This is a genomic window from Streptomyces sp. DSM 41931 (assembly GCF_050271085.1).
Taxonomy (GTDB): Bacteria; Actinomycetota; Actinomycetes; order Streptomycetales; family Streptomycetaceae; genus Streptomyces; species Streptomyces albogriseolus.
The window spans coordinates 2,343,385-2,369,373 of record NZ_CP189902.1; the positions used below are offsets into that span (position 1 = coordinate 2,343,385).

At 75.2% G+C, this 25,989-nt stretch carries 19 protein-coding genes; 13 read left to right on the top strand and 6 right to left on the bottom strand.

All coding sequences use genetic code 11. The features are described 5' to 3' along the window. Window position 1 precedes the first annotated feature (1 nt). Window positions 2-1,033, bottom strand: a complete 1,032-nt coding sequence (locus tag ACP7TJ_RS10905) for an EamA family transporter (protein ID WP_427762952.1) — start codon at window positions 1,031-1,033, stop codon at window positions 2-4. Window positions 1,034-1,137: 104 nt separating this feature from the next. Between ACP7TJ_RS10905 and ACP7TJ_RS10910 the strand changes: the two genes are divergently transcribed. Then, window positions 1,138-1,650 carry a MarR family winged helix-turn-helix transcriptional regulator gene (locus ACP7TJ_RS10910; RefSeq protein ID WP_093765751.1) on the top strand — a complete coding sequence of 171 codons (513 nt, stop codon included), beginning with the start codon at window positions 1,138-1,140 and terminating at the stop codon, window positions 1,648-1,650. Between the two features lie 88 nt (window positions 1,651-1,738). Here ACP7TJ_RS10910 and ACP7TJ_RS10915 read toward each other — a convergent pair whose 3' ends face one another. The 3 genes from ACP7TJ_RS10915 to ACP7TJ_RS10925 form a co-directional block, all read right to left on the bottom strand. Further along, a complete protein-coding gene (locus tag ACP7TJ_RS10915; protein ID WP_093765752.1) occupies window positions 1,739-2,014 on the bottom strand; it encodes a hypothetical protein in 276 nt (91 codons plus the stop codon). Window positions 2,015-2,081: 67 nt separating this feature from the next. Further along, complete coding sequence (gene malQ, locus ACP7TJ_RS10920) at window positions 2,082-4,199, bottom strand: 4-alpha-glucanotransferase (RefSeq protein ID WP_427762954.1); 2,118 nt, start codon at window positions 4,197-4,199, stop codon at window positions 2,082-2,084. Window position 4,200: 1 nt separating this feature from the next. After that, window positions 4,201-4,497 carry a hypothetical protein gene (locus ACP7TJ_RS10925; protein ID WP_167742600.1) on the bottom strand — a complete coding sequence of 99 codons (297 nt, stop codon included), beginning with the start codon at window positions 4,495-4,497 and terminating at the stop codon, window positions 4,201-4,203. Between the two features lie 266 nt (window positions 4,498-4,763). Here ACP7TJ_RS10925 and ACP7TJ_RS10930 point away from each other — a divergent pair, with 266 nt between their 5' ends. Beyond that, entirely contained in the window at window positions 4,764-7,643 is a 2,880-nt protein-coding gene (locus ACP7TJ_RS10930) for a beta-N-acetylglucosaminidase domain-containing protein (RefSeq protein ID WP_427762956.1), read from the top strand. Window positions 7,644-7,855: 212 nt separating this feature from the next. Here ACP7TJ_RS10930 and ACP7TJ_RS10935 read toward each other — a convergent pair whose 3' ends face one another. Next, a complete protein-coding gene (locus tag ACP7TJ_RS10935) occupies window positions 7,856-8,392 on the bottom strand; it encodes an HNH endonuclease (protein WP_006133642.1) in 537 nt (178 codons plus the stop codon). 293 nt (window positions 8,393-8,685) lie between these two features. Here ACP7TJ_RS10935 and ACP7TJ_RS10940 point away from each other — a divergent pair, with 293 nt between their 5' ends. The 11 genes from ACP7TJ_RS10940 (at window position 8,686) to ACP7TJ_RS10990 (ending at window position 24,953) form a co-directional block, all read left to right on the top strand. Further along, entirely contained in the window at window positions 8,686-9,792 is a 1,107-nt protein-coding gene (locus ACP7TJ_RS10940) for a mechanosensitive ion channel family protein (protein WP_427767325.1), read from the top strand. Window positions 9,793-10,009: 217 nt separating this feature from the next. Then, entirely contained in the window at window positions 10,010-11,224 is a 1,215-nt protein-coding gene (locus tag ACP7TJ_RS10945; protein WP_427762959.1) for an ROK family transcriptional regulator, read from the top strand. A 39-nt stretch (window positions 11,225-11,263) separates the two neighbouring features. After that, window positions 11,264-12,520 carry a 6-phospho-beta-glucosidase gene (locus ACP7TJ_RS10950; RefSeq protein WP_427762960.1) on the top strand — a complete coding sequence of 419 codons (1,257 nt, stop codon included), beginning with the start codon at window positions 11,264-11,266 and terminating at the stop codon, window positions 12,518-12,520. Then, complete coding sequence (locus tag ACP7TJ_RS10955; RefSeq protein WP_367470827.1) at window positions 12,511-13,479, top strand: N-acetylglucosamine kinase; 969 nt, start codon at window positions 12,511-12,513, stop codon at window positions 13,477-13,479. The genes ACP7TJ_RS10950 and ACP7TJ_RS10955 overlap by 10 nt, the downstream gene beginning before the upstream one ends. Before the next feature lie 245 nt (window positions 13,480-13,724). Further along, on the top strand, window positions 13,725-15,176 hold the full coding sequence (locus tag ACP7TJ_RS10960; RefSeq protein WP_427762962.1) for a hypothetical protein: 1,452 nt from the start codon (window positions 13,725-13,727) through the stop codon (window positions 15,174-15,176). A 38-nt stretch (window positions 15,177-15,214) separates the two neighbouring features. Beyond that, the gene (locus tag ACP7TJ_RS10965; protein WP_427762964.1) at window positions 15,215-16,273 is read left to right on the top strand and encodes a glutamate ABC transporter substrate-binding protein; all 1,059 of its coding nucleotides are present in this window, start codon (window positions 15,215-15,217) and stop codon (window positions 16,271-16,273) included. Window positions 16,274-16,349: 76 nt separating this feature from the next. Continuing rightward, window positions 16,350-17,696, top strand: coding sequence for a hypothetical protein (locus ACP7TJ_RS10970; RefSeq protein WP_266397202.1), 1,347 nt, complete (start codon window positions 16,350-16,352; stop codon window positions 17,694-17,696). After that, the gene (locus ACP7TJ_RS10975) at window positions 17,693-20,254 is read left to right on the top strand and encodes a tetratricopeptide repeat protein (RefSeq protein ID WP_427762966.1); all 2,562 of its coding nucleotides are present in this window, start codon (window positions 17,693-17,695) and stop codon (window positions 20,252-20,254) included. The genes ACP7TJ_RS10970 and ACP7TJ_RS10975 overlap by 4 nt, the downstream gene beginning before the upstream one ends. A gap of 450 nt (window positions 20,255-20,704) precedes the next feature. Further along, window positions 20,705-22,033, top strand: coding sequence for a PP2C family protein-serine/threonine phosphatase (locus ACP7TJ_RS10980; protein WP_427762968.1), 1,329 nt, complete (start codon window positions 20,705-20,707; stop codon window positions 22,031-22,033). A gap of 170 nt (window positions 22,034-22,203) precedes the next feature. Next, entirely contained in the window at window positions 22,204-23,550 is a 1,347-nt protein-coding gene (locus ACP7TJ_RS10985; RefSeq protein ID WP_266546196.1) for a vWA domain-containing protein, read from the top strand. Window positions 23,551-23,633: 83 nt separating this feature from the next. Then, window positions 23,634-24,953 (top strand): FHA domain-containing protein, encoded by a 1,320-nt coding sequence (locus ACP7TJ_RS10990; RefSeq protein WP_427762969.1) that lies wholly within the window; start codon window positions 23,634-23,636, stop codon window positions 24,951-24,953. On the opposite strand, the gene ACP7TJ_RS10995 is transcribed toward ACP7TJ_RS10990, so the two are convergent. Beyond that, entirely contained in the window at window positions 24,934-25,932 is a 999-nt protein-coding gene (locus ACP7TJ_RS10995; RefSeq protein ID WP_427762971.1) for a methyltransferase domain-containing protein, read from the bottom strand. The genes ACP7TJ_RS10990 and ACP7TJ_RS10995 overlap by 20 nt on opposite strands. Window positions 25,933-25,989: the final 57 nt, after the last annotated feature.

Genomic DNA, 25,989 nt, shown 5'->3' on the forward strand with positions numbered 1-25,989 from the left:
ATCAGTTGTGCCCTCGCCTGCGCCCGGCTTCTCGCCGGACCCCGACCGCGAGGACGGACGCGGGCCGGCGCTGGTGCGGGCCTGTGCCGATGTGTGGGGCTGGCAGCCGCTCGCCAGGGAGGGCGACAGGGGCAAGGTCGTGTGGTGCGAGCTGGCATCGGGTCGGTCCGGCTGACGACCGCCTCAGCTGGCCCGCCACCGTCGCGCCGAAGGCGAGGGCCATCCCGCCGAGTTGGCAAGCCGTCAGGCTCTCGCCCAGGGCCGCCCAGCCGAGCACCGCCGCCGTCAGCGGGGACAGCGGGCCGAGGAGCGTGGCCTGGGTCGCGGTGAGGCGGCCGATGCCGCGGAACCACAGGCAGTACGCGATGGCCGTGTTGACCAGGGCCAGGTAGGCGTAACCTCCGGCCGCGCCGGCGTCCAGGGCGGGCGGGGCGCCCTCGGCCAGGATGGCGAGCGGGGCGATCAGCAGGCCGCCCGCGGTCAGTTGCCAGGCCGTGAGGGCGAGGGGGCCGACGCCCTCGGGGCGGCCCCACTTCTGCGTCAGCACCGTGCCCGCGGCCATCGACGCCGTGGACGCGAACGCCGCCGCCACGCCCAGCGCGTCCAGCGCCCCCGCCGCCTTCAGCACCACCATGCTCACGCCGAGCGCGGCGACGGTCCCGGCAAGGACGTCCCGGAGCGCGGGCCGACGCCGCAGCAGCAGCGCGGACAGCCCCAGCACCAGCAGCGGGCCCACCGAGCCGACGACCGCCGCGAGCCCGCCCGGCAGCCGGTACGCGGAGAGGAACAGCAGGGGGAAGAAGGCGCCGATGTTCAGCGCGCCCAGCACCGCCGCCTTCCACCACCAGACGCCGCGCGGCAGCGCCCGGGCGACGGCGAGGAGCAGCAGTCCTGCGGGCAGGGCGCGGACCAGGGCCGTGAACAGGGGGCGCTCCGGCGGCAGGAACTCGGTGGTGACGACGTAGGTGGTGCCCCAGGAAACGGGGGCGAGGGCGGTGAGCGCGACGACGGCGGCGCGGTGATGCGCGGACATGGACACCCCTTCCGGCGAGTGAGCCATAAGTAGCTTAGCCCTAAGCTACTTATCTGCAAGCTACTTTCTTGCGGGTATCCCCTGCCACGCGGATACTCCCCGCTATGAGTGCACGCCCCGAGCCGCGCCGCGCGGACCCCGTCGACGCGATCATCGAGCAGTGGGCCCGGGTGCGGCCCGACCTGGACACCGCCGGGATGGAGGTCTTCGGGCGCGTCTACCGGCTCGCGCGCGCCATGGGCGACCGCCACGAGCAGGTGTACGCGCCGTTCGGGATCTCCCGGGGCGAGTTCGACGTCCTCGCCACCCTGCGCCGCGCCGGGGAGCCGTACACCCTCTCGCCCCGGCAGCTCTCGGCCACGCTGATGCTCACCACCGGCGGGATGACGGGCCGTCTCGACAAACTGGAGCGCGCGGGACTGCTGCGCCGCTCCCCCGACCCGCACGACCGGCGCGGACTCCAGGTCACGCTGACCGAGGAGGGGCTGCGGCTGATCGACGAGGCGGTCGTCGCGGGCGTCGCCGAGCAGTCGCGGGCGCTGGCCGCCCTGGGTCCGGAGCGGGCGGCGCAGCTCGCGGATCTGTTGCGGGAGCTGCTGCTCGCCACCGAGCGCTAGATCCGCGTGACACGCCGAAGGGCGCCGGCGGGGTGCCGGCGCCCTTCGGGGAAGCGCGTGCGGACCGCTCGGGCGAGCGGGCCCGGGGTCAGGCCTTGGCGTCCGCCTCGGTCCGGATGTTGGAGCTCGTCGGGTCCTTCTTCTGGTGGGACTTGTCGAGCACCATCACCAGACCGGCGATGGCCACGAAGAGCCCGATCGGGAGCAGGACATAGAGGCCCAGCGTCTCGATGACGCTCAGGCCCGTGCCGGGGTCGTCGCCGTCGTCGCGGTTGAGCGCGAGCGCGGGGGACGACATGAGCAGCATCATCAGCGTCGTACCGGCTGCCAGGGCGCCGGCGCGCAGGGCGTTCTTCTTGTCCACGGTCCCCAAAGTATCGAACGCGGTCGGGGGCCGCGCGCCCGGGGTGTCGTACGGGCGCGCGGGCCGGTCAGGGGCCGGGCGCGGGGCGGTCAGGGGCCGGGCGGGCGTCGGCGCGCAGCACGTCCACCAGGGCCCGCAGCCGGGGGGACGCGGCCAGGTCCTCCAGGGTCACCGGGCGCCCCCCGGCGTCGGCGACGGGCAGCCGCCAGTTCGGGTACTGGTCCCAGGTGCCGGGCAGGTTCTGCGGGCGCCGGTCCCCGACCCCGTCCGGCAGCCACACCCCGACCATGCGGGCGGGCGTGCGCAGCAGGTAGCGGTACACCGCCTGGATCCCCGTCTCCTCCCGGGAGGCGTCCGTGCCGCCCTCGCCCGTCCCGGGCAGGAGCCCCAGTCCCTCCAGAAGCTCCAGCCACTCCCCCACGTCCGCCGCGGCCTCCGCCCGCTCCTCGGCGAGGGGCCGGGTGAGCAGGCCCAGCCGGTCGCGCAGCTCCACGTGCTCGCCGGTGAGGCGGGCGGCGGTGGATGGCAGGTCGTGGGTGGTGGCCGTGGCCAGGCAGTCGGCGCGCCAGCGCTCCGGCGGCAGCGGGCGGCGGTCGCCCGCCCAGTCCCGTTCGAACCACAGCACCGACGTGCCGTACACCCCCCGGTCGCGCAGCGCCTCGCGCACGCCCGGCTCGACCGTCCCGAGGTCCTCGCCGATCACCAGGGCCCCGGCGCGGGACGCCTCCAGGACGAGCACGGCGAGCATGGCCTCGGCGTCGTAGCGGACGTACGTCCCCTCGGTGGGCGGGCGGCCCTCGGGCACCCACCAGAGCCGGAACAGGCCCATCACATGGTCGATGCGCAGGGCGCCCGCGTACCGGAACAGGCCCCGCAGCAGGTCGCGGAAGGGCGCGTACCCGCTCTCGGCGAGACGGTCGGGGCGCCAGGGCGGCAGCCCCCAGTCCTGGCCGCGCGCGTTGAAGGCGTCCGGGGGCGCGCCGACGGACATGCCGTGCGCGAAGTGGTCCTGCTGCGCCCAGGCGTCCGCGCCGGTGGGATGCACGCCGACTGCCAGGTCGTGCACGATCCCCACCGGCATCCCGGCCTCCCGCGCGGCCCGCTGGGCGGCGGTGAGCTGGGCGTCGGTGAGCCAGACGAGCCAGGAGTGGAAGTCGACGCGGTCCCGCAGCTCCTCGCGGGCGCGGGCGGTCTCCGCCGAGCGGGGGTCGCGCAGCGCGGCGGGCCAGCGGCGCCAGTCGGGGCCGTGCGCCTCGGCGAGCGCGTACCAGGTGGCGTGGTCCTCGAGGGCCTGCCCCTGCTCGGCGCGGAAGGCGCGCAGGGCGGCGGCGCGGCCGGGGCCGAGCGGAACCGTCCGCACCAGTTCGAGCGCTTCCCGCTTGGCCTCCCAGACGGCGTCCCGGTCGATCAGCTCCCCCTTGCCGAGCACCGCCTCGCGCAGCCGCGCCGCCCGCTCCAGCAGGGCGTGCAGCCGCTCGCGGTCCTCGACGTGGGGGAACTCGGGCACGGCCTCGACCCGCAGGTGCACGGGGTCGGGGAAGCGGCGCGAGGAGGGACGGTACGGGGACGGGTCGGTCGGGGGGCCGGGGACGGCCGCGTGCAGCGGGTTCACCTGCACGAACCCGGCGCCCAGCGCGCGTCCGGCCCACCCGGCCAGCTCACCGAGGTCGGCGAGGTCGCCCATGCCCCAGGAGCGGCGGGAGAGCAGGGAGTACAGCTGCACCAGCAGCCCGTACGAGCGGCCTTCGACCGCGGGCAGCCGGGGCGGTGCGACGATCAGATGGGCACGGGCGGTGCGGCCGTCGGGGGCGGTGGCGGTCAGCAGGTGCACGCCGGGCGGAAGGTCCTCGGCGGACGCGCGGGTGCCGCCGTCCTCGGTGCGGATCTCCAGCCGGGTGCCCTCGGGCAGCGCGGCCAGCGCCTCGGGCGGCCGGGCGCCCCTGCCGACGACGGTGGGCGGCAGCAGCCGCTCGGTGATCTCCTGTTCGCGCACGGCCAGGGCGGCGCGGACGGCCTCGTCGGTGGACGCGTCGACGCTGAGGGCGGCCAGCGCGCGGGTGACGGCGGCGGCCGAGGCCGGGACCGTGGTGTCGGGGGAGGGGCTGTAGGAGGTGGCGACTCCGTGCAGGGCGGCGAGCCGGGACAGCGCCTCGGAGGGGGTCCCGTCCTGCCGTGGCGCGGTCACGCTAGGGCTCCGGGCGGTACTGGGCCGGGAAGGCGTCGAGTCCCGCGGAGTCCGAGGTGTCGGAGAAGGTGTCGGACTCGCTGGTCAGCGGGGTGGCGTCGGCGAGCGGCGGTTCGCTGGTCAGGGGTTCCGCGTCGGGCAGCGGGGGTTCGCTGGTCAGGGGCGCCTCGGCGCCGGTGCCCTCGGCGCCGAGGAAGCAGTCGTGCGGGTCGCAGGCGGAGTGCTCCGCCACGGGCGCGGAGTGCTCCGCCACGGGTTTGGACAGGACCGGGGGAAAGACGTATGCCGCTGCAGCCACCAAGGGCCTCCTCGTCGAGCCGGACGTGCGGGTCATCTCGCAGCCCTACCCAGCGGACGCGAGCGCAGACGCACAAAGACGTTCAACGTGAACCTGGTCACATTCTCTTCCGTCACTCTCACTCCTCAGGGGGACAAACGCGCCACAACACCCCCTCTGATTGACACGTTCACTCCAGGAGTGGTGGGCTCGGGGCGTCTCGGTAACGGAATGGACACGGCCGCCGGTCGTAGACCGGCCGGTCCCGGGGGATCAGGAGGGGCCTCGTGCAGCTGTGGCGTGGTGGAACGGCGACCGCGCGGAGGACCGCACTCGCACTCGCCGTGCTCGCCGGATCCCTGGGCGTCGCACCCGCCGCGACGGCCGCGCCCGCACCGGATCCGTCCCGGCCGCCCGCCGCCGACCCGGCCGGGAAGGCCGAGGCGGGCGTCCCGGCGGTGTGGCCGCGCCCGCACTCCCTGCGCGCGAACGGCGCCCCGGTCCGGGTGACCGAAGAGGTCGCCCTGGTCGCGGAGCGGGCCGCGGACCCGTACGCCCTGGAGGCGCTGAAGGACGTCCTGCGGGAGGCCGGCGCGCGCCGGTTCACCGACCCCGGCGCACCGGTGCCCGAGGGGGCGCTCGTGGTGCGCGCGGACAGTGAACGCGCCTCCGCCGACCCCCGTCACGCCCTCCCGGCCGGCGGCTACACGCTCACCTCCGGCGACGGCTCCGTGACCCTGACCGGGGCGGACGGCGACGGCCTGTTCCACGCCGTGCAGACCCTGCGCCGCCTGGTCCGCCCCGACGGCACGCTCGCCGCCGCCGTCGTACGGGACTGGCCCGCCACCGCCGTGCGCGGCATCACCGAGGGCTTCTACGGCACCCCGTGGACGCACCGGCAGCGGCTCGGCCAGCTCGACTTCATGGGCCGCGCCAAGCTGAACCGGTATCTGTACGCGCCCGGCGACGACCTGTACCGGCAGGCCCGCTGGCGCGAGCCGTACCCGGCCGAGCGGCGCGCGGAGTTCCGCGAGCTGGCCGAGCGGGCCGCGCGCAACCACGTCACCCTCGGCTGGGCCGTGGCGCCCGGGCAGGCGATGTGCTTCTCCTCCGACGAGGATCTGCGGGCGCTGACCCGCAAGCTCGACGCGATGTGGGCGCTGGGCTTCCGCGCCTTCCAGGTGCAGTTCCAGGACGTCAGCTACAGCGAGTGGCACTGCGGGGCGGACGCCGACCGGTTCGGCTCCGGGCCCGAGGCGGCCGCCCGCGCCCAGGCACACGTGGCGAACGCGGTCGCCCGGCATCTGGCGCGCCGGCACCCGGACGCCCGGGCGCTGTCCCTGATGCCCACCGAGTACTACGAGGACGGCTCGACCGCGTACCGGCGGGCGCTCGCGCGGGAGCTGGACGACGGCGTCGAGGTGGCGTGGACCGGCGTCGGCGTGGTGCCCCGCACCATCACCGGCCGTCAGCTGTCCGAGGCGCGCGAGGTGTTCGCGCACCCGCTGGTGACGATGGACAACTACCCGGTCAACGACTACGCCCCCGGGCGGCTGTTCCTGGGCCCCTACCAGGGCCGGGAGCCCGCCGTGGCCGCCGGTTCGGCCGCGCTGCTCGCCAACGCGATGGAGCAGCCCGAGGCGTCGCGCATCGCTCTCTTCACGGCCGCCGACTTCGCCTGGAACCCTCGCGAGTACCGCCCCCAGGAGTCCTGGCGTGCCGCGATCGCCGACCTGGCCGGCGGCGACGCCCGGCGTGAGAAGGCGCTGACCGCCCTCGCCCGCAACACCGCCTCCTCGGTGCTCGGCGGCACGGACGCGGCGTATCTGCGGCCGTTGCTCGCGGAGTTCTGGCGCACCCGGCCCACCGCGCGCGGCGCAGGCGACACGGCGGCGGCCGAGCGGCTGCGCGCCGCCTTCACCGACCTGCGCGACCTGCCCGGCCGGCTGTCCGGCACCTCCCTCTCCGACGAGATCACCCCCTGGACCGGGCACCTCGCCCGCTACGGCGACGCGGGCACGGCGGCGCTGGACATGCTGCGCGCCCAGCAGGCCGGCGACGCGGGGAACGCCTGGGCCGCGTACCGGCGGCTTGAGGCGCTGCGCACGGAGCTGGAGTCGGCGCGGGTCACGGTCGCGGAGGGCGTGCTGGACCCGTTCCTGAACCGGGCGCGCACCGCGTACGAGAGCTGGGCGGGCATCGCGCAGGCGCCCGCCGGGAGCGACGGCGGCACGCTGCGGCTGGAGCGGGCCCGGGTGCTGGACACGGTGACGGTGCTGACCGAGCCGGGCACCACGGGCTCCGTGGAGGTGCGTACGGAGGGCGGGGCCTGGCGGCGGCTCGGCGCGCTGGCCGCGCAGGGCGCCACCGAGCTGCGCACGGGCGAGCGGCCGGTGGACGCCGTCCGGGTCGTGGACGCGGACCCGGGGCGGGTGCGGCACGTGGTGCCGTGGTTCGCCGACGTGCCGGACGCCGTGGTGGAGCTGCCCGGCGACCGCGCCGACGCCGACATCGGCCGCACCCGCACGGTGACGGTCACCCTCGGCTCCGCCCGCCCCGAGGACGTACGGGACCGGCTGACCGCGGACGCGCCGGAGGGCGTCGACGTGCGCGTGCCGAAGCAGCTGCTGTCCGTGCCGCGCGGGACGCCGGTGCGGGTGCCGGTCGAGGTGACCGTGAAGCCGGGCACGCCCACCCGCTCCTACGACGTCCGCCTCGGCTTCGGCGGCGCGGCCCGCACGCTGACCGTGGACGCGGTGCCGCCCGTCGAGGGCCCCGACGTGGCCCGTACCGGCCGTGCGCGGTCCTCGGCCGACGAGACGCCCGACTTCCCGGCGTCGGCGGCCAACGACGGCGACGCCGGAACCCGTTGGTCGTCGCCGGCCGAGGACGACGCGTGGTGGCAGGTGGAGCTGGACCGCCCGGTGCGGCTGGGCAAGGTCGACCTGCGCTGGCAGGACGCGCACGCCTCGGCGTACCGCGTCGAGGTCTCCCCGGACGGCCGCGCCTGGCGCACGGCGGCGGAGGTCCACGACAGCCGCGGCGGCCACGAGACGGTCCGCATGGACGAGCCGGACGTCCGCCACATCCGTGTCCAGGGCGAACAGCGGGCCACGCGGTACGGGTACTCGCTGTGGTCGGTGGAGGCGTACGCGGTCGCGGACTGAGCCGGCGGCGAGCCGGAGCGCGTACGCCCCGGTGTCGTACGCGCGCCCGCACGGAGGCGTGGCGGCCTCTTCAGCGCGCCCACGCTGATCGTCTGCGTCCTCGCCCTGACCGGGGCGGGCGCTGTGTGGCCGGTGAGGGCGGCGGCCACCGCGCTCCCGCGGTGCGCGCTGCGGACGCCCCCGACGTCACCCCCGACGCGCGGGCGCATCCGTCAGGCCGAGATCCCGTCGATCCGCGCCAGCGCGTCGTCCGCCCCGTACGGCTGGAGGTACGGCAGCCAGCGCGGGTCGCGGTGGCCCGTGCCGATGATGCGCCAGGCCAGGCCCGTCGGCGGGGCGGGCTTGTGACGCAGGCGCCAGCCCAGTTCGAAGAGGTGGCGGTCGGCCTTCACGTGGTTGCAGCGGCGGCAGGACGCCACCACGTTGTCCCAGACGTGCTTGCCCCCGCGGCTGCGCGGGATGACATGGTCGACGCTGGTGGCGACGCCACCGCAGTACATGCACCGGCCCCCGTCACGGGCGAACAGCGCCCTGCGGGTGAGTGGGACGGGCCCCCGGTAGGGAACCCGCACGAAACGCTTGAGCCGGACCACGCTGGGTGCGGGGACGGTGACGGTCGCGCTGTGCAGATAGGCGCCGGTCTCCTCGAGGCAGACTGCCTTGTTCTCGAGGACGAGCACGAGCGCGCGGCGGAGCGGTACGACGCCGAGCGGCTCGTACGACGCGTTGAGGACCAGGACATGCGGCACGGACGGCCTCCTTGTACGCCGGCGGCGCGTGGCTCGCGCCGGGACGATCCGTAGTCAGTCTCCCCTCATGCCTGGTGAACGCGCCACCATGTCCCGGTAACGGGCTGGGAGTGTTTTCGACCACACCCGGATACATCCCCAGGATCATGGCCTGTTCAAGCGCAGGTGAGCGCGGTCTCTTCTTCACACATCCCGGCGTTCCGCTCACAATGCCCCGTTAGTGTGGTGGTTCCGTCCCCACCGGTGACCTGTTCGTGATCTCGCAGGTCTTGACTGACGCACCGGGGACGGTCGTGCACCTGGAGGTACCCGCCGTGTCCTTGTCCGCCGCCCTGCCGGCCGCCGACCCGTCACCGACCCCCGCGGAGTCGGGGACCCCACGGGTCCCCTCGCTGCAGGACGCCCAGGAGAGCGCCACGAGCGCGGCCGGCTGGGTCGAGGAGAACTGGTCGACGTGGCTCGCCATCGGACTGCGGGTGCTGCTCATCCTGGTGATCGCGGCGGTGCTGCGCGTGCTCGTCCGGCGGGCCATCACCAAGCTGGTCGACCGTATGTCCCGCTCCGGCCAGACGCTGGAGGGCGGCGGGCTCGGTGGCCTGCTGGTCAACGCCGAGCGCCGCCGCCAGCGGTCCATGGCGATCGGCTCGGTGCTGCGCTCCGTGGCGTCCTTCCTGATCATGGGCACGGCCGCGCTGATGGTGCTGGGCACCTTCCAGATCAACCTCGCGCCGCTCCTGGCGTCGGCCGGTGTGGCCGGTGTGGCGATCGGCTTCGGCGCCCGCAACCTGGTCACGGACTTTCTCTCCGGCGTCTTCATGATCCTGGAGGACCAGTACGGCGTGGGCGACACCGTCGACGCGGGCGTGGCCACCGGCGAGGTGATCGAGGTCGGGCTGCGGGTGACGAAGCTGCGCGGCGCCGACGGCGAGATCTGGTACGTCCGCAACGGGGAGGTCAAGCGCATCGGGAACCTCTCGCAGGGCTGGGCGACCGCCAACGTGGACGTCACGGTCCGCTCCGACGAGGACCTGGACAGGGTGAAGGCCGTACTGAGCGACGTCGCCGAGCGCACCAGCAAGGAGGAGCCCTGGAACGAGCTCCTGTGGAGCCCGGTCGAGGTGCTCGGACTGGACTCGGTGCTGCTGGACTCGATGGTGGTCCGGGTCTCCGCGAAGACGATGCCGGGCAAGTCGCTGACCGTGGAGCGGGAGCTGCGCTGGCGCATCAAGCGCGCCCTGGACGCGAACGGCATCCGTATCGTCGGCGGCGCCACGGCCACGGAGGACGCCCCGGCCCCCGACCCGACGGCCGGGATGGCCGCGCCGTCCGCGTACGCCAGCTCGGTGTCCCCGCAGTCGATGGCCGCCTCCCCGCTGCCGGGTCCGAACACCACCAAGTAGCGGCGGGACCGCCGAGGGGCGGCGGCCGGGACCTCCCGGACGCCGCCCCTCGTACCTGTCCGGGGCCGGCTCTTGACGGCCGCTCCGCGCCGGGCCTACCTTCCTACCCGTCCGACAGGAAGGTTTCCTGACAATTTCCGGTCGGCGGCCCCGGGACGGACGTCCCGTGCGCCCGCCGGGAAGCCGTGCGGCCGACGAAGGGCGGGTGGCGCACCCCGTGACAGGAGCAGCCGGCACGCCGGGCACCCCGCGCGTCCTGCGCGCCATGAACGACCGTGCCGCCCTGGACCTCCTGCTGGAGCACGGCCCGCTGTCGCGCACCCGGACGGGCAAGCTCACCGGTCTGTCCAAGCCGACCGCCGGCCAGCTCCTGGCCCGCCTGGAGGCGGCCGGGCTGGTGGTCGCCACCGGCACCACCGAGGGCCGCCCCGGCCCGGGCGCCCAGCTCTACGCCGTGAACCCGGCCGCCGCGTACGTCGCCGCGCTGGACGTGAACCCGCACCGGATCCGCGCGGCCGTCGCCGACATCACCGGCCGCACCGTCGGCCACCACGAACTGCCCGCCCCGGGCCGCCGCCGCGCCGTGCCCGTCGTCCAGCAGGTCACCGACGCCCTGGACGGCGCGGTGAAGGCGGCGGGACTGACCCGCGCGGACATCCACCGCACGGTGATCGGCACCCCCGGCGCCTTCGACCCGAACACCGGCCGGCTGCGCTACGCCTCCCACCTGCCCGGCTGGCACTCCCCCACGCTGCTGGACGAGCTGGCGGCGGCCCTGCCGATGCCGTGCGCGTACGAGAACGACGTCAATCTCGTCGCGCTCGCCGAGCGGCGGCTGGGCGCGGCCCGCGACCACGACGACTTCGTCCTGCTGTGGAACCAGGAGGGCCTGGGCGCCGCCCTGGTGCTGGGCGGCCGGCTGCACCGCGGCTTCACCGGCGGCGCCGGCGAGGTCGGCTTCCTGCCGGTGCCCGGCGCCCCGCTGGTCCGCCAGGTCACCAGGGCCAACAGCGGCGGCTTCCAGGAGCTGGCCGGCGCCCAGGCGGTGCCCCGGCTGGCCCGCGAGCTGGGCGTCGAGGACGTGCCGCGGGGCCCGTACGCCGAGGTGGCGGCGGCGCTGCTGGAGCGCGCCGCGGCCCGCCCCGACGAGGAACCGCACCGCGCGCTGCTGCGCGCCTACGCCACCCGTCTGGCGACCGGCCTGGCCTCCCTGGTCGCCGTCCTCGACCCCGCGCTCGTCGTGCTGAGCGGCACCGCCCTCACCGCGGGCGGCGAGCCGCTGCGCCATCTGATCCAGGCCGAGCTGGCGGAACTGGCCGCCTCCCGCCCGCGGCTCGCAGCGGCCGGCGTCCGTGAACACCCCGTGCTGCGCGGCGCGCTGGAGAGCGCGCTCGCGACCACCCGCGACGAGGTCTTCGACACCTCGCGCTGACCCCGCCCCCACCCTCACCGGAGCCAAGGGACAACGCGCATGAAACTCACCGTGGTCGGCGGAGGCTCGACCTACACCCCCGAACTCATCGACGGCTTCGCACGGCTGAGGGACGTCCTGCCCGTCACGGAGCTGGTCCTCACCGACCCGGCGACCGACCGCCTGGACCTGATCGGCCCGCTGTCCCGCCGTGTCTTCGCCCGTCTGGGCCACCCGGGCCGCATCACCACGACCACCGATCTGGACGCGGCGGTGGACGGCGCCGACGCGGTCCTCCTCCAGCTCCGGGTGGGCGGCCAGGCGGCCCGTCTCCAGGACGAGACATGGCCCCTCGCATGCGGCTGCGTGGGCCAGGAGACCACCGGCGCGGGCGGTTTGGCCAAGGCGCTGCGCACGGTCCCGGTCGTCCTGGACATCGCCGACCGGGTCCGCCGCGCCAACCCCGACGCGTGGATCATCGACTTCACCAATCCGGTGGGCATCGTGACCCGCGCCCTGCTCCGGGAGGGCCACAAGGCCCTGGGCCTGTGCAACGTGGCGATCGGCCTCCAACGCAAGTTCGCGGCGCTCCTCGAGGTGGACCCCTCCGAGGTCCGCCTCGACCACGTGGGCCTCAACCACCTCACGTGGGAGACGGCGGTCCACGTCGACGGCGAGGACGTCCTCCCTCGTCTGCTGGCCGCCCACGGCGACTCGATCGCGGCGGACCTCCGCCTCCCCCTCCCCCTCCTCACCACGCTGGGCGTGATCCCCTCCTACTACCTCCGCTACTTCTACGCGCACGACGAGGTGGTCCGCGAGATGCGGACGAAGCCCTCCCGGGCGGCCGAAGTGGCCCGCATGGAGAAGGAACTGCTCGCCCTCTACGCGGACCCCGCCCTCGACGAGAAGCCGGCCCTGCTGGCCGAGCGGGGCGGCGCGTACTACTCGGAGGCGGCGGTGGACCTGGCGGCGGCCCTCCTCCGCGACGCGGGCTCGCGGCACCAGGTGGTCAACACCCTCAACAACGGCACGCTCCCCTTCCTCCCCGACGACGCGGTGATCGAAGTCCCGGCAGCGGTCACCACCAAGGGCGCGGCACCGCTCCCCGTCGCACCGGTGAACCCCCTGTTCGCGGGCCTGATGGCGAACGTGACGGCGTACGAGGACCTGGCCCTGGAGGCGGCCCTGCACGGCGGCCGGGACCGCGTCTTCCGCGCCCTGCTCGCCCACCCCCTGATCGGCCAGTACGAGTACGCCGACCGCCTGACCGACGACCTGATCGCGCACAACCGGGAGCACCTCACGTGGGCCTGACCGCGGCCGTCCTCGCCGTCGACGCGGGCAACAGCAAGACGGACGTGGCGGTGGTCGCCCCCGACGGCACGGTGCTGTCCACGGCCCAAGGAGGCGGCTTCCGCCCGCCCGCGGACGGCCTGGACGAGGCGATGACCACCCTCGCCGCTCCCGTCACCGAAGCGCTGCGGACGGCAGGCGTTCCCCAGGCCGCCCACCTCTCCGCCTGCCTGGCCAACGCGGACCTCCCCGTCGAGGAAGAGCAACTCACCGAGGCCATCGCGTCCCACCGCTGGTCCTCCACGGTCACGGTCCGCAACGACACGTTCGCCGTCCTCCGCGCGGGAGTCTCCGAACCCCGGGGGGTCGCCGTGGTCTGCGGCGCGGGCATCAACTGCGTGGGCATGCGCCCCGACGGCCGTACGGCACGCTTCCCCGCCCTGGGCCGCTTCTCGGGCGACTGGGGCGGCGGCTGGGCCCTGGCCGAGGAGGCCCTGTGGCACGCGGCGCGCGCCGCGGACGGGCGGGGCGGACCGACCGCCCTGGCCACCGCCCTCCCCGCCCACTACGGCGTCCCCGACATGCCCGCCCTGATCGAGGCCCTGCACCTCCGCCGCATCCCGCCGCACCGCCGCCACGAGGCGACGCCGGTCCTCTTCGCCACGGCGGCCCAGGGCGACCGCACGGCCCGCGACGTCATCGACCGGCAGGCCGCCGAGATCGTCACGATGGCGACCGTGGCCCTCACCCGCCTGGACCTCCTCGACGAGGACACCCCGGTCCTCCTGGGAGGCAGCGTCCTGGCGGCGGACCACCCCCTCCTCACGGAGGGCATCCGCACCCGCCTCACCGCCCGTGCGCCCAAGGCCGTGCCGCACGTGGTGACGGCGCGCCCCGTCCTGGGAGCGGCCCTCCTCGGCCTGGACGACGTGTCGGCCCCGCCGGAGGCGCACGAACGCCTGCGCGCGCACTACACGTAGGGGGGCCTGCCGCGTCAGGAGGCGCGCCCGCGCACCCCGCGCAGGCGCGCCGTGCACCCTCCCCGCCGGGCGCAACCTCCCGGAACCGAACGGATTTCCCGGGCGTGTTCCTGGGCAGGGTGGGGTGCGGCGGCCGGAAATTCCGGCCGTCACACCGCAATTGGATCAAGATCGTGCCAAGGCCGGTGCGGATGTCGTGCCCGACGGCGATACTTGCCGCGGAGGATGACCATGGGGGAGGTCAGATGACACACACGCCGAACACGGGCGCGCCCCCCACGCTGCCCGCGATCCCACCCCAGCCGCCGGCCCCCGGCGCACCCGGCGGCAGGAGCACCACTCCACCCCCCACGCCCGCCTCACCCCCCTCGCCTCCCGCCCGCCGCCGCACGGCCTTCGCCGAGGGCGTCGACCGCCTCCGCCACGCCGCCACCACGGAACCCGGCCGCCTCCGTGTCATCGGCGCGGCCCTGGCCGCCCTGGTCGTCGCGTTCGGCGCGGTCACGGCCTGGCAGATGACCGACCGGGCGGCGGCCGCGGACGCCGTCCTCACCAGCAGCCAGCCCCTCACCTCCGACGCCGCGGACATCTACCGCTCCCTCGCCGACGCCAACACCGCGGCGAGCAGCGGCTTCCTCGCGGGAGGCCAGGAGTCCGCCGCCACCCGCGACCGCTACGAACGCGACATCGCGACCGCCGCCGCGAAACTGGTGAACGCCGCGGCCAACGCGGCCCCTGGCTCCCCCTCCACACAGACGATCACCAGGCTCAACCGTCTCCTCCCCGAGTACAAGGGCCTGGTCGAGCGCGCCCGCACCTACAACCGCCAGGGGTATCCCGTAGGCGGCGCCTACCTGCGCTACGCCAACGAGAAGATGCAGCAGGAGATGCTCCCGGCCGCCCAGGACCTCTACACCAAGGAGAACGAACGTCTCCGCGCGGACTACGCGGACGCGACCCCGTACCCCTGGCCGGCGATCACCCTGGGCCTGGCCACCCTCGCAGCCCTCGCCTGGGCCCAGCGCCGCACGTACCTCCGCACGAACCGCGTCCTCAACCACGGCCTGGTGACAGCGACAGCGGCCACCACCGTCGTGCTCCTCTGGCTCACGGCCGGCCACGCCCTCGCGCGCAGCCACCTCGACGACTCCTACGACCACGGCGTCCGGTCCCTCGCCGTCCTCCACGACGCCCGCATCGCCTCCCTGAAGGCCCGCGGCAACGAGAACCTCACCCTGGTCGCCCGCGGCGCGGAGACGAAGAAGGTCGGCGACCTGACCCTCGACGCCTACGACCACGACTTCACCCGCGACATCGACACCCTCGCCAAGGGCCTGGCCCACGCCCGGCGCCTCGCGGACGACGACGCCGGCTCGAAGCCGGTGACCGCGGCCGTGGGCAGCATGACGGAGTGGAAGAAGCGCCACGCGGCCGCCCGCGAGCAGGACGAGAACGGCAACTACCAGCAGGCACTGGACATGGTGATCGGCGCCCAGGGCGCCACGGGCGAGTGCTTCGACGCCGTCGACAAGAACCTGGCGACGGCGCTCGAGCACGAGGAGGCCGAGTTCGCGACGGCGGCCGGCGACGGCCGGGACGCGCTGACGGGCCTGCCGGCAGGCGCGGCGGTCCTCGCCGTGCTGGGCGCGGCGGGCGCGGTGCTGGGCATCGGCCGCAGGCTGTCGGAGTACCGATGACCGGGCGGCGGACGACGAAGCCGAAGGGGGCCATGACGATGCACACACGACACCTGCGGGCCCGCCTGAAGGGCTGGGGCGGCGTGGGCGCGATGGCAGTGGCCTGCGCCCTCGCCCTGGTGTTCGCCCTGGCCCTGACCTGCACGGGCTCGGTCGCCTCGGGGGCGGGAGCACACCAGCCGGCCGGCCACCGCACCACCCAGGCCCTGACCGCCGACACCGCCCGCGCGGCCGACGACTGCGAGGCGCCCGAGAAGCAGACCCTGCCCCCGTCCCGCGCCGACGGCCCCGCCATCACCGCGATCAAGAACCGCCCGGGCGAGAAGCGCAAGCTGATCGTCGGTGTGGACCAGAACAGCTACCGGTGGGGCTACCGGGACCCGAACAGCGGTGAAAGCGGCCGCCTCGAGGGCTTCGACATCGACCTGGTGCACCGCATCGCGGAGGACGTCCTCGGCGACCCGGACGCGGTCCAGTTCAAGGCGATCCCGACCGACCAGCGCATCCCGGCGATCCAGGACGGCCGGGTGGACCTGGTGGTCCGCACGATGACGATCAACTGCTCGCGCCTGAAGGACGTGGCGTTCTCCGCCCCGTACTTCAAGACGGGCCAGCAGGTGCTGGCGCCGAAGTCCTCCCCGGTCGAGGGGTACGACGAGACGCTCGCGCACCGCAAGGTCTGCACGGCGAAGGGCTCGACGGCGTACGCGAAGCTGGAGGAGGACCGGAGGAACGGCGACCTGCCGGCGTCGACGGACATCTCCACCACCGTGCCGAACCAGCTGGACTGCCTGGTGCGGCTCCAGCTCGGCGAGGTGGACGCGGTCGTCAACGACGGCGCCCTCGCGGCGAGCCAGGCCGCGCAGGATCCGACGGTGGAGCTCAAGGGCGAGGCGTTCACGACCGAGTACTACGGCGTGGCGATGAAGAAGGACGCGGACGACCTGGTGCGCCGGGTCAACCAGATCCTGGTGGACTTCCGGCAGGACACCGCGACCGGCTGGCAGGCCTCGTACACGACATGGCTCTCCGCCACGATGGACGACGACCCGTCCGCGTCGAGGCCCCCGGCCCCGGAGTACCTGCGCCGCGACTGACCGCCCGCGCCCCGACCCCGACCCCGATGAAAAACCCGAACCGCCCCGAGAATTCCCCCGCAGCGAGAGGTGATCGATGGCCGACACGGATCCCGCCGGGCCGGTGATGGACCGGGACGAGGTGGACCGTGCGCTGGCGCGGCTCGGCGCGGAGCACGAGGCGATCGAGACCTCGCTCCTCGCCCTGCAGGACCACGCGGGCCGACGACTGCTGGAGGGCGCCGGGCTCACCGGCGTCACCGCCGAGCGGTGGACGTCCACGGAGGCGGCGATCACGCTGCTGTGGACCTACTTCGACGCGTACACGGACGTGTTGCGCACCGCACGGGAGATCCGCGCACGCCGCCGCTGGTCCAGCCGCGAGGACCTGGCGGAGCTGACGGAGCTGCTGCGCGGCGAGCCGGTGACGGTGGCCGGCAGCGCCGCGGCGACGGCCAACGCGCCGGCCCCGCACGGCGGTCAGGCCGGTCCGGGCGTGCTCAGCGAGCGCTGGTCCCTCTCCGCCCTCGTCGACCGGATGAACGAGCTGTACGCGTCCTCGCTGGACATGGTGGTGGCCGCGGACGCGGTGTGGTCGGCGCTGCCCGCCCGGATCGACCTCCTGTCGGCGGAACTCCGGCGCACGAGCAGGCTGGCGCACTCGGTCGGGGTGCGCCCGGGCGAGCATCCGGCGGGCGACGACCTGGAGCGGATCACCCGCACGCTCAAGAAGCTGCGCGAGCAGGTCGTGTCCGACCCGCTGGCGTTCTGGAGACCGGCGGAGGGCAGCTCCGCGCCGGGCGGCGGGAAGCCCGACACGACCGTCTACGACCGTGAGGCCCGCGCCCTGGAGGACGTGCGCCGCGAGATCGACGCGGTGCTGGCGGTCCGTCAGGACGCGGAGAAGCGCATCGTCCGCCTCCGCGACGTGCTCTCCCGCGCCGACCGCACCCTCGCCGAGGCGCGCACCGCGCGCGGCGAGGTGCTGGCGAAGATCGCGGCGACGGAGGTGCCGGTGGTCAGCGGCCCGCCGACGGCGCTCCAGGAGCAGCTGTCGACGGCGGCGGAGTACCGCAGGCACGCGCAGTGGCACCGGCTGTCCCCGCTGCTGGAGTCGCTGGAGCAGAAGGCGGAGGACGAACTGCTGCGCGCCCGCGAGTCGTTGACCGCGGTGACGGCGCCGCTCGCGGTGCGCGCGGAGCTGCGCGGGCGGCTGGACGCCTACAGGGCGAAGGTGACCCGGCACGGGCTGGCCGAGGACCCGCTGCTGGTGGAGCGGTACGAGAAGGCGCGCCGCATGCTGTGGAGCGCGCCGTGCGACCTGCGCGCGGCGGAGCAGGCGGTGCTGCGCTACCAGCAGGCGGTGGCCGAGCTGCTGGGCGCGGCGCCCGGAGTGCCGGGGCAGGGGACAGGCCCGGACGAGCGGAGGGGACCGGGCGCATGAGCGAACCGGGAACACAGGGGCCGGCGGCGCCCGCGCGGGAGCGGTCCGCCTGTCAGCGCCCCGACTGCGACGGCGCGTACGACGACGTCGGCGGGGGTGAGCTGTACTGCGACACGTGCGGCCTGGCGCCCGTGGTGTCGCCGACGGGCCTGGTGGTCTCGCCCCCGACGGGCATCACGGCGGGCGGCCGCGACTCGCACGGCTCGGCGGGCGCACGCTCGGGCAGCGCACGCGCGGGCGGCAACCGGAGCGGCCGCAGCTCCCGTACGTCCTCCCAGTCGTCGAAGTCCCGCCGCTCCGTGTCCGGGCGGCTGTCCCGTTCGCTGTCCGGCCGGACGGCGACGGGCCGTTCGGTGTCGGTGCGCAGTTCCGGCTCGGGCGCGGGCGGTTCGGGGCGGGGCCGGCTCGGGGTGGGGCTGGTGCAGGTGCCGCCGATCCCGCGGCCCGATCCGCGGCGGATGGTGCTGGACGACCCGGAGGTGCCGGAGCGGAAGCGGTTCTGCTCGCGGTCGGACTGCGGGGCGCCGGTGGGCCGGGCCCGCAGCGACCGGCCGGGCCGTACGGAGGGCTTCTGCACCAAGTGCGGGCACCCTTACTCGTTCGTGCCGAAGCTGCGCCCCGGTGACGTGGTGCACGGCCAGTACGAGGTGGTGGGCTGTCTGGCGCACGGCGGGCTCGGCTGGATCTACCTCGCCGTGGACCGTGCGGTGTCCGACCGCTGGGTGGTCCTCAAGGGGCTGCTCGACACGGGCGACCAGGACGCGATGGCGGCGGCCATCTCCGAGCGGCGCTTCCTCGCGGAGATCGAGCACGCCAACATCGTGCGGATCTACAACTTCGTCGAGCACCTCGACCAGCGCACCGGCTCCCTCGACGGCTACATCGTCATGGAGTACGTCGGCGGCAAGTCGCTGAAGGAGATCGCCAACGCCCGCCGCACCCCGGAGGGCCGGCGCGACCCGCTGCCGGTGGAGCAGGCGTGCGCGTACGGCATCGAGGCGCTGGAGGCGCTGGGGCATCTGCACAGCCGCAACCTGCTCTACTGCGACTTCAAGGTCGACAACGCGATCCAGACCGAGGACCAGCTGAAGCTGATCGACATGGGCGCGGTGCGGCGGACGGACGACGACGAGTCGGCCATCTACGGCACGGTCGGCTACCAGGCGCCGGAGGTCGCCGAGGCCGGCCCGTCGGTGGCGTCCGACCTGTACACGGTCGCCCGCACGCTGGCCGTCCTCACCTTCGACTTCCAGGGCTACACCAACGTCTACGCGGACTTCCTGCCGGACCCGGACACCATCGAGGTGTTCCGCCAGTACGAGTCCTTCTACCGGCTGCTCGTGCGGGCCACGGACCCGGACCCGGCGCGCCGGTTCGCCTCCGCGCAGGAGATGGCCGAGCAGCTCACGGGCGTGCTGCGGGAGGTCGTCTCGCTCCAGTCGGGGCAGGCGCGCCCAGCGCTGTCGACGCTGTTCGGGCCCGAACTGCGCGTGACCGACACGGAGTTGTTCCCCGCACTGGACGGCGACGTGTCCCGGCTGGGCGCCCGCCGCACCCGGGGCCGCAGGGGCGCGCCCGTCCCGGCGCCCACCCTCCCCCGCTCCCCCGCCTCCCTGGTCCGGCCCGTGGACTGCCCCACGGCCGCCCTCGCGCTGCCCGTGCCGCACGTCCAGCCCACCGACCCCAACGCCGGTTTCCTCGCCGGTCTGCTGGCGTCCGCGCCCGCCGAGCTGATCCACGCGCTGGCCGCCGCTCCCGACCCGTCGACCGAGACGCGGCTGCGCGCGGTGCGGGCCCGGCTGGAGACGGGCGAGTGGGCGACCGCGCTGGAGGCGCTGGGCGCGCTGGAGACGGAGGACGCCGACGACTGGCGGGTGGTCTGGTACCGGGGCGTGGCCGCGCTCGTCACCGGCGACCACGAGGGCGCCGCGCTCGCCTTCGACGCGATCTACGACGCCTTCCCGGGCGAGATCGCGCCGAAGCTGGCGCTGGGGCTCTGCGCGGAGGTGCTGGGCCAGCTGGACAACGCGGCGGAGTACTACCGTCTGGTGTGGTCCACCGACCCGAGCTACGTCAGCGCCGCGTTCGGGCTGGCCCGGGTGCGGCTGGCGGCCGGCGACCGGCACGGCGCCGTACGGACGCTGGAGTCGGTGCCGGAGTCCTCCATCCACTACACCGCCGCCCGGGTGGCGGCGGTCCGGGCGCGGCTGCGGGGGCGCGCGGTCACCGCGGCCGACGCGCCGTTCCTGGACGATCTGACCGCCGCCGCGGGGCAGGTCGAGGCGCTGGAGTCGTACGGTCTGGACCCGGCGCGCCGCGAGCTGTTGGCGGCGGAGGTCCTCGGTTGCGGACTGGACTGGGTACTCTCCGGGGGCCAGGGTTCCGCTCCTCCCGCCGCCGGGGGGCGGACGCTGCTCGGCAGCGGCCTGGACGAGCGTGGGCTGCGCTTCGGCCTGGAGCGCTCGTACCGCACGCTGGCCCGGCTGGCGCGCAGCGGCGAGGAGAGGATCGACCTGGTGGAACGTGCCAATCGTTACCGCCCCCGGACGTGGGTGTAGTTGATGTCGCAGATGCCCCAGCAGGCCGCGCTGTCGAAATGCCCGAGCTGCGAGGAGCCCCTCGAGTCGGGTGATCGTTTCTGCGGCGCGTGCGGATACGACTTGTCGGTCGTCCCGGCACGGCCGGCGGACGAACCGACGATCGCGATGAACGGCACGGTGCCGCCCCAGGCGGCCGTCCCGCCCGCCTGGCCCCCACCCCCCGCGGGCGCGGTACCCCCACGCCCGGCCACCCCGCCCCCGGGCCCACCGTCCCCCGGCCCGTACACGGCCCCCGGCGCGAACGCCGCCGTGCCCGGCCCGCACTCCCCGGCCCCGGGGACCGCAGCCCCTGCCGGGCCCCCGGCGACCGCGGTCCCGCACGCCGCACCCGGCGGCGACGCCGGACATCGGACGACACCCGCCCCGCACACAGCCGCGGGCGCCTCGGCGCCCGGCGCGAACCCCGCCGTGCCCGGCCCGCACGCCGCGTCCGGCGGACACGCGACGGGCGTCGGCCCCCCGCACCCGACGGCGCCCCACGCCCCCACCGCGCACGCGAGCAACGCCACGCCCGGCACCGGGTCGCCCGGCGCCCCCGCACACCCGGCGGCAGCCGACCCGCACCCCCCGGCGCCCAGCGCCCACACCGCCCCAGCGGGTGACGCCGCGTCGGCCGACCGGTCCGCCCCCTCCCCGGGCGCGCCCGCGCAGGCCGGCGCCGCCCCGACGGGCGCTCAGGGAGCGCCCGTTCGAGGACAGCCCGCGGCGTCGGCCGCGCCCCCCGCCGGGGTGCGGCTCGACCGGCGGGCGCCGGCCGAGGGCGCCGGCGGCGGGGACGACTATCCCCTCCAGGCGCCCGACCCCCGCGTCGCGGCCGAGCCCGCCGCCGTGTGCGTGGCGTGCCGAGCCGGGCGGGTGGACGACGACGGATACTGCGAGAACTGCGGCCACGCCCAGCCGCGCGAACGGGACCACATGGAACAGGAATGCGGCCCCGTCGCCGCGGTCAGCGACCGCGGTCTGCGGCACCACCGCAACGAGGACGCCTTCGCCGTCGGCACGACCGCGCTGCCCGACGGCTCCCCCGTCTCCGTGGCGGTCGTCTGCGACGGCGTCTCCTCGGCGACCCGCCCCGACGAGGCGTCACTCGCCGCCTCCCGCGCGGCGAACGCGTCCCTGCTCGACGCGCTGCCGCGCGGCACGCACCCCCAGCAGGCGATGCACGAGGCGATCCTCGCCGCCTCCGAGGCGGTCAACGCGCTGGCGGGCGAGCAGCCCGCGGAGGCCGACGAGCACGCCCCGCAGCAGAACGCGCCCGCGTGCACGATCGTCGGCGCGGTGGTGACCGCGGGCCTGCTGGTCGTCGGCTGGGTCGGCGACAGCCGGGCGTACTGGATCCCGGTGGACCGTTCCCCGGCGGTGCGGCTGACCGAGGACGACTCGTGGGCCGCGCAGATGGTCGCCGCGGGGCTGATGGGCGAGGCCGAGGCGTACGCCGACCACCGCGCGCACGCGATCACCGGCTGGCTGGGCGCGGACGCCTATGAACTGGAGCCGCACACCGCGGCGTTCAAGCCGGACCGTCCCGGTGTGGTCGTGGTCTGCACGGACGGCCTGTGGAACTACGCCGAGTCCGCGGACGAGATGGCCGAGGCGGTGCCCGCCGACGCCGCCGCGCGCCCCCTGCACGCCGCCCGCGTGCTGGTCGGCCACGCCCTCGACGGCGGCGGCCACGACAACGTAACAGTGGCGCTGGTGCCGTTCCCGGCCGTCCCGCAGGGGGCAGGATCGGCCTGAGGCCGCGACGTCGCGCGCCGGACGCGGCACACGCACGCACGCGTGTGCCGCCTGCGCGTGCCGCGTACGGCCGGCCTCGCACGGGGAAGCTTCACCGGACCGGAGGGGACCGGTCCGTGAAGACGTCGTCGCCCCGCGCCGTCGGGGCACCGGAGGGGGAGCGAACAGGCATGGCCAATTTCTCGAAATCGAACGTGCCGCAGTTCTCGGTGGACGTGTACCAGAACGAGTACCTGCCGGAGGGGGGCCGCGAGGTCAACGCGGTGGTGACGGTCACGGCGACCGGCGGCGGCACCATCGGCAGCGCGGTGGCGGCGCCGCACCTGTACTCGCCCGGCGAGGGCCCGTCGGCGGCCGTGGTCCTGATGCTCGACTGCTCGGGCTCGATGGACCACCCGCCGACGAAGATGCGCAACGCGCGGGACGCCACGGCCGCCGCGATCGACACCTTGCGCGACGGCGTGCACTTCGCGGTGGTCGCCGGCACCCATCTCGCGCGGGAGGTGTACCCGGGCGACGGCCGGCTCGCGGTGGCCGGACCGGACACCCGGGAGCAGGCCAAGCAGGCGCTGCGGAAGCTCGGCGCGGGCGGCGGCACGGCGATCGGGACCTGGCTGCGCCGCGCCGACCGCCTGCTGGCGTCGGCGGACGTGGCGATCCGGCACGGCATCCTGCTCACCGACGGCCGCAACGAGCACGAGTCGCCGGAGGACCTGAAGGCGGCGCTGGACGCCTGCGCCGGACGGTTCACGTGCGACGCCCGCGGTGTGGGCACCGACTGGGAAGTGAAAGAAGTCACAGGCATCGCCTCGGCTTTGCTCGGCACCGCCGACATCGTCGCCGACCCGGCCGGACTCGCCGCCGACTTCACGCGGATGATGGAGACGGCGATGGGCAAGGAGGTCGCGGACGTCTCGCTGCGTCTGTGGACCCCGGCCGGCGCCACCGTGGCATTCGTCAAGCAGGTCGCGCCGACGGTGGAGGAGCTGACCGGCAGGCGCACCGAGGCGGGCCCCCGCGCGGGCGACTACCCGCTCGGTTCCTGGGGTGACGAGTCCCGTGACTACCACCTCTGCGTGCGGGTGCCGCCCGCCGCCGTGGGCCGGGAGATGCTCGCGGCACGCGTCTCGCTGGTGATCCCGCACCCCGACAAAGGCGTGCAGAACCTGGGCGCGCAGGGGCTGGTGCGGGCCGTGTGGACGGACGACCTGGCCGCGTCGACGTCGATCAACCCTCAGGTCGCCCACTACACGGGCCAGGCCGAACTGGCGGATGTCATCCAGGAGGGGCTGGACCTGCGCAAAGTGGGAGATAGGGACGGAGCAACGGCCAAGCTGGGCCGTGCCGTTCAGCTCGCCCGTGCCTCCGGCAACGCCGATACTGCGAAACTGCTTGCGAAGGTGGTGGACGTCGTCGACGCCGCGACCGGTACTGTGCGACTGAAGGCGAAGGTCGAGGAGGCCGACGAGATGACACTCGAGACACGGTCGACCAAGACTGTTCGTGTAAAGAAATGATCTGCAAGTAATCGAGCCTGACCCCTCGGGGTTGGAGAAATCCGGTCGGGAACGACCGGAAAAGGAGAGGGGGAAGCGCCGACATGCCGACCTGCCCGAACGGACACCAGTCGGGTTCCGACGACTGGTGCGAGGTGTGCGGTCACCGCATGGCGGGTGCCGTGCCGCCGCCTCCTCCCCCGCCGCCGGCGCCCGGCGGCGGCTACGGCTTCCCGCCGCCCGGCGGCCCCGGTGGCCCGGGCGGCGCTCCGGGCGGTCCCGGCGGCGGCTACGGCGGCCCCGGCGCGCAGCCGGAGCTGTGCCCGCAGTGCCGCACGCCGCGTGAGGGCGGTGCGCCGTTCTGCGAGGAGTGCCGGTGGAACTTCCTCACCAACACGGCGACCTCGTACACCCCGGCCGCCCCGCGTCCGCCGGCCCCCGGTCCGGGCGGTCCCAGGGGCGGCCCCGGTGGTCCCGGCGGTCCCGGCGGCCCCTTCGGGCACCAGCCGCCCCCTCCGTCGTACGGCGGCGGTGACGGGTTCGACTACCAGAGCTCGCGTCCCTCGCAGGTGAACCGGCCCGCCGAGCCGATCCCGCCGGGCCCGCCCGGCTTCGGCGGCGAGCCCTCGCGCCCGGTCCCGCCCCCGCCCCCGCCCGGCCGCGGCAACCCGGGCGGTCCCGGCGGCCCCGGCGGCCCGAACGGCCCCGGCGCCCCGCAGGCGTTCCACTCCGGTCCCCCGGCCCCGCCCGGCTTCCCGCAGGAGACCGGCCGTCCGCCGCAGGGCGGCGGCCCGTCGTACGGCGGCGGTGACGACGACTGGGTGATCTCCCCGCCGACCGGAGGCCCGGGCGGCCCCGGCGGGCACGGCGGCCCCGGCGGACACGGCGGCCCCGGCGGACACGGCGGTCCGAACGGCCCCGGCGGGCACGGCGGTTACGGCTACCCGCAGCAGGGCGGCACCCAGGCGCCCCCCGGACCCGGCGGCTTCCCGCAGCAGCCGCGGCAGCAGCAGGGCCCGGTCACCTGGACCGCCACCATCGGTCCGGACCGCGAGTACTTCATGGCGATGATGCAGCGTTCCGGCCCCGAAGCCGCGGGCCTGAACCTGCCGGCGTACTCGCCCGAGCAGCAGCGCACGCTCACCGGCAACCAGATCACCATCGGCCGCCGCCGGCACTCCACCGGCGACACCCCCGACATCGATCTGTCCACCCCGCCGGAGGACCCGGGCGTCTCGCACCAGCACGCGGTGCTGGTGCAGCAGCCGGACGGCAGCTGGGCGGTCGTCGACCAGAACTCCACGAACGGCACGACGGTCAACGGCTCCGAGGAGCCGATCCAGCCCTTCGTCCCGGTTCCGCTGCAGGACGGCGACCGGGTCCACGTGGGCGCCTGGACGACGATCACCATCCGCCGGGGCTGAGCGCCGGCAGCGGCCAGACGTACCTCCCCGCGGGGTCGTCCAGCCAGGCCCGGCCGCCCTCGGCGTCGACGGTCAGGCCGTAGCGCTCGCGCTGCGGCCTGACCTCGCGCTCCCAGAGGCCGTACGCCTCGCGCGGGCCGAGCACCCCGGCGGTCAGCTCCAGCAGGAACTGGAACAGGTCGCTGCGGCGGGCCGCGGGCGGCAGCCCTTCCAGGTCCGGCGGCTCCGGCTCGGGCGGGCCCGCGCCCCGCAGCGGCACGAAGTAGGCGGGCGTGTGCAGGAAGCGCCCCTCGGCGTGGTCGGCGTCGCGCACGGTCAGGGCGATCAGCCCGGTGGCGAACGGGGCGAGGACCCTCCCGCCCGGACGGCACTGGGCGAGCCAGGCGCGCGGCACGTACGGCAGCGCGCAGGTGGCGATGATCCGGTCGTAGGGGGCGCGTTCCGGAACCCCGCGCGCCCCGTCGCCGGTGACGACGGCCGGGCGGTGCCCGGATGCCTCGAGATGGCGGCGGGCGGGCCCGGTGATCTCCGGGTCCAGGTCGACGGTGGTGACGAGTCCGTCGTCGCCGAGCCGGTGGCAGAGCAGGGCCGCGTTGTATCCGCTGCCGGTGCCGATCTCCAGCACCCGGTGGCCGTCGCCGACGCGCAGCCCGGCCAGCATCAGCGCCATGAGGGAGGGCTGGCTGCTGGAGGAGAGCAGTTCGCCGTCGCGCATCCGGATCGCGAGCGGGACGTCCTCGTACGCGCCGCGCAGCCAGCGTGCGCGCGCGGACGGAGAGGCGGACTCGCACGAGCGGCGCTCGTACCCGCCGACCACGCCCGCGTAGTAGACCGGCACGAACAGATGGCGGGGCACGGCGGCGAACGCGTCCCGCCACACCGGCTCCTCCAGGAAGGCGCCGCTCGCCCCGATCTCCCGCACCAGCGCCGCCCGCGCCGCGCGGGCGAGGTCCTCACCGGTCTCCGGACGCCCGTCCACCTCTCCACGGTAGGGCCAGGGGCGGGTCCTAGGCCTTGAGTCCTATGCCGTGGTGTC

Bases quoted from the DNA above. Each gene is read 5' to 3' on its own strand.
- ACP7TJ_RS10905 (WP_427762952.1), bottom strand. From the start codon at position 1,033: ATGTCCGCGCATCACCGCGCCGCCGTCGTCGCGCTCACCGCCCTCGCC.
- ACP7TJ_RS10985 (WP_266546196.1), top strand. From the start codon at position 22,204: ATGGCCAATTTCTCGAAATCGAACGTGCCGCAGTTCTCGGTGGACGTG.
- ACP7TJ_RS10950 (WP_427762960.1), top strand. From the start codon at position 11,264: ATGAAACTCACCGTGGTCGGCGGAGGCTCGACCTACACCCCCGAACTC.
- ACP7TJ_RS10990 (WP_427762969.1), top strand. From the start codon at position 23,634: ATGCCGACCTGCCCGAACGGACACCAGTCGGGTTCCGACGACTGGTGC.
- ACP7TJ_RS10965 (WP_427762964.1), top strand. From the start codon at position 15,215: ATGCACACACGACACCTGCGGGCCCGCCTGAAGGGCTGGGGCGGCGTG.
- ACP7TJ_RS10970 (WP_266397202.1), top strand. From the start codon at position 16,350: ATGGCCGACACGGATCCCGCCGGGCCGGTGATGGACCGGGACGAGGTG.
- ACP7TJ_RS10960 (WP_427762962.1), top strand. From the start codon at position 13,725: ATGACACACACGCCGAACACGGGCGCGCCCCCCACGCTGCCCGCGATC.
- ACP7TJ_RS10910 (WP_093765751.1), top strand. From the start codon at position 1,138: ATGAGTGCACGCCCCGAGCCGCGCCGCGCGGACCCCGTCGACGCGATC.
- ACP7TJ_RS10975 (WP_427762966.1), top strand. From the start codon at position 17,693: ATGAGCGAACCGGGAACACAGGGGCCGGCGGCGCCCGCGCGGGAGCGG.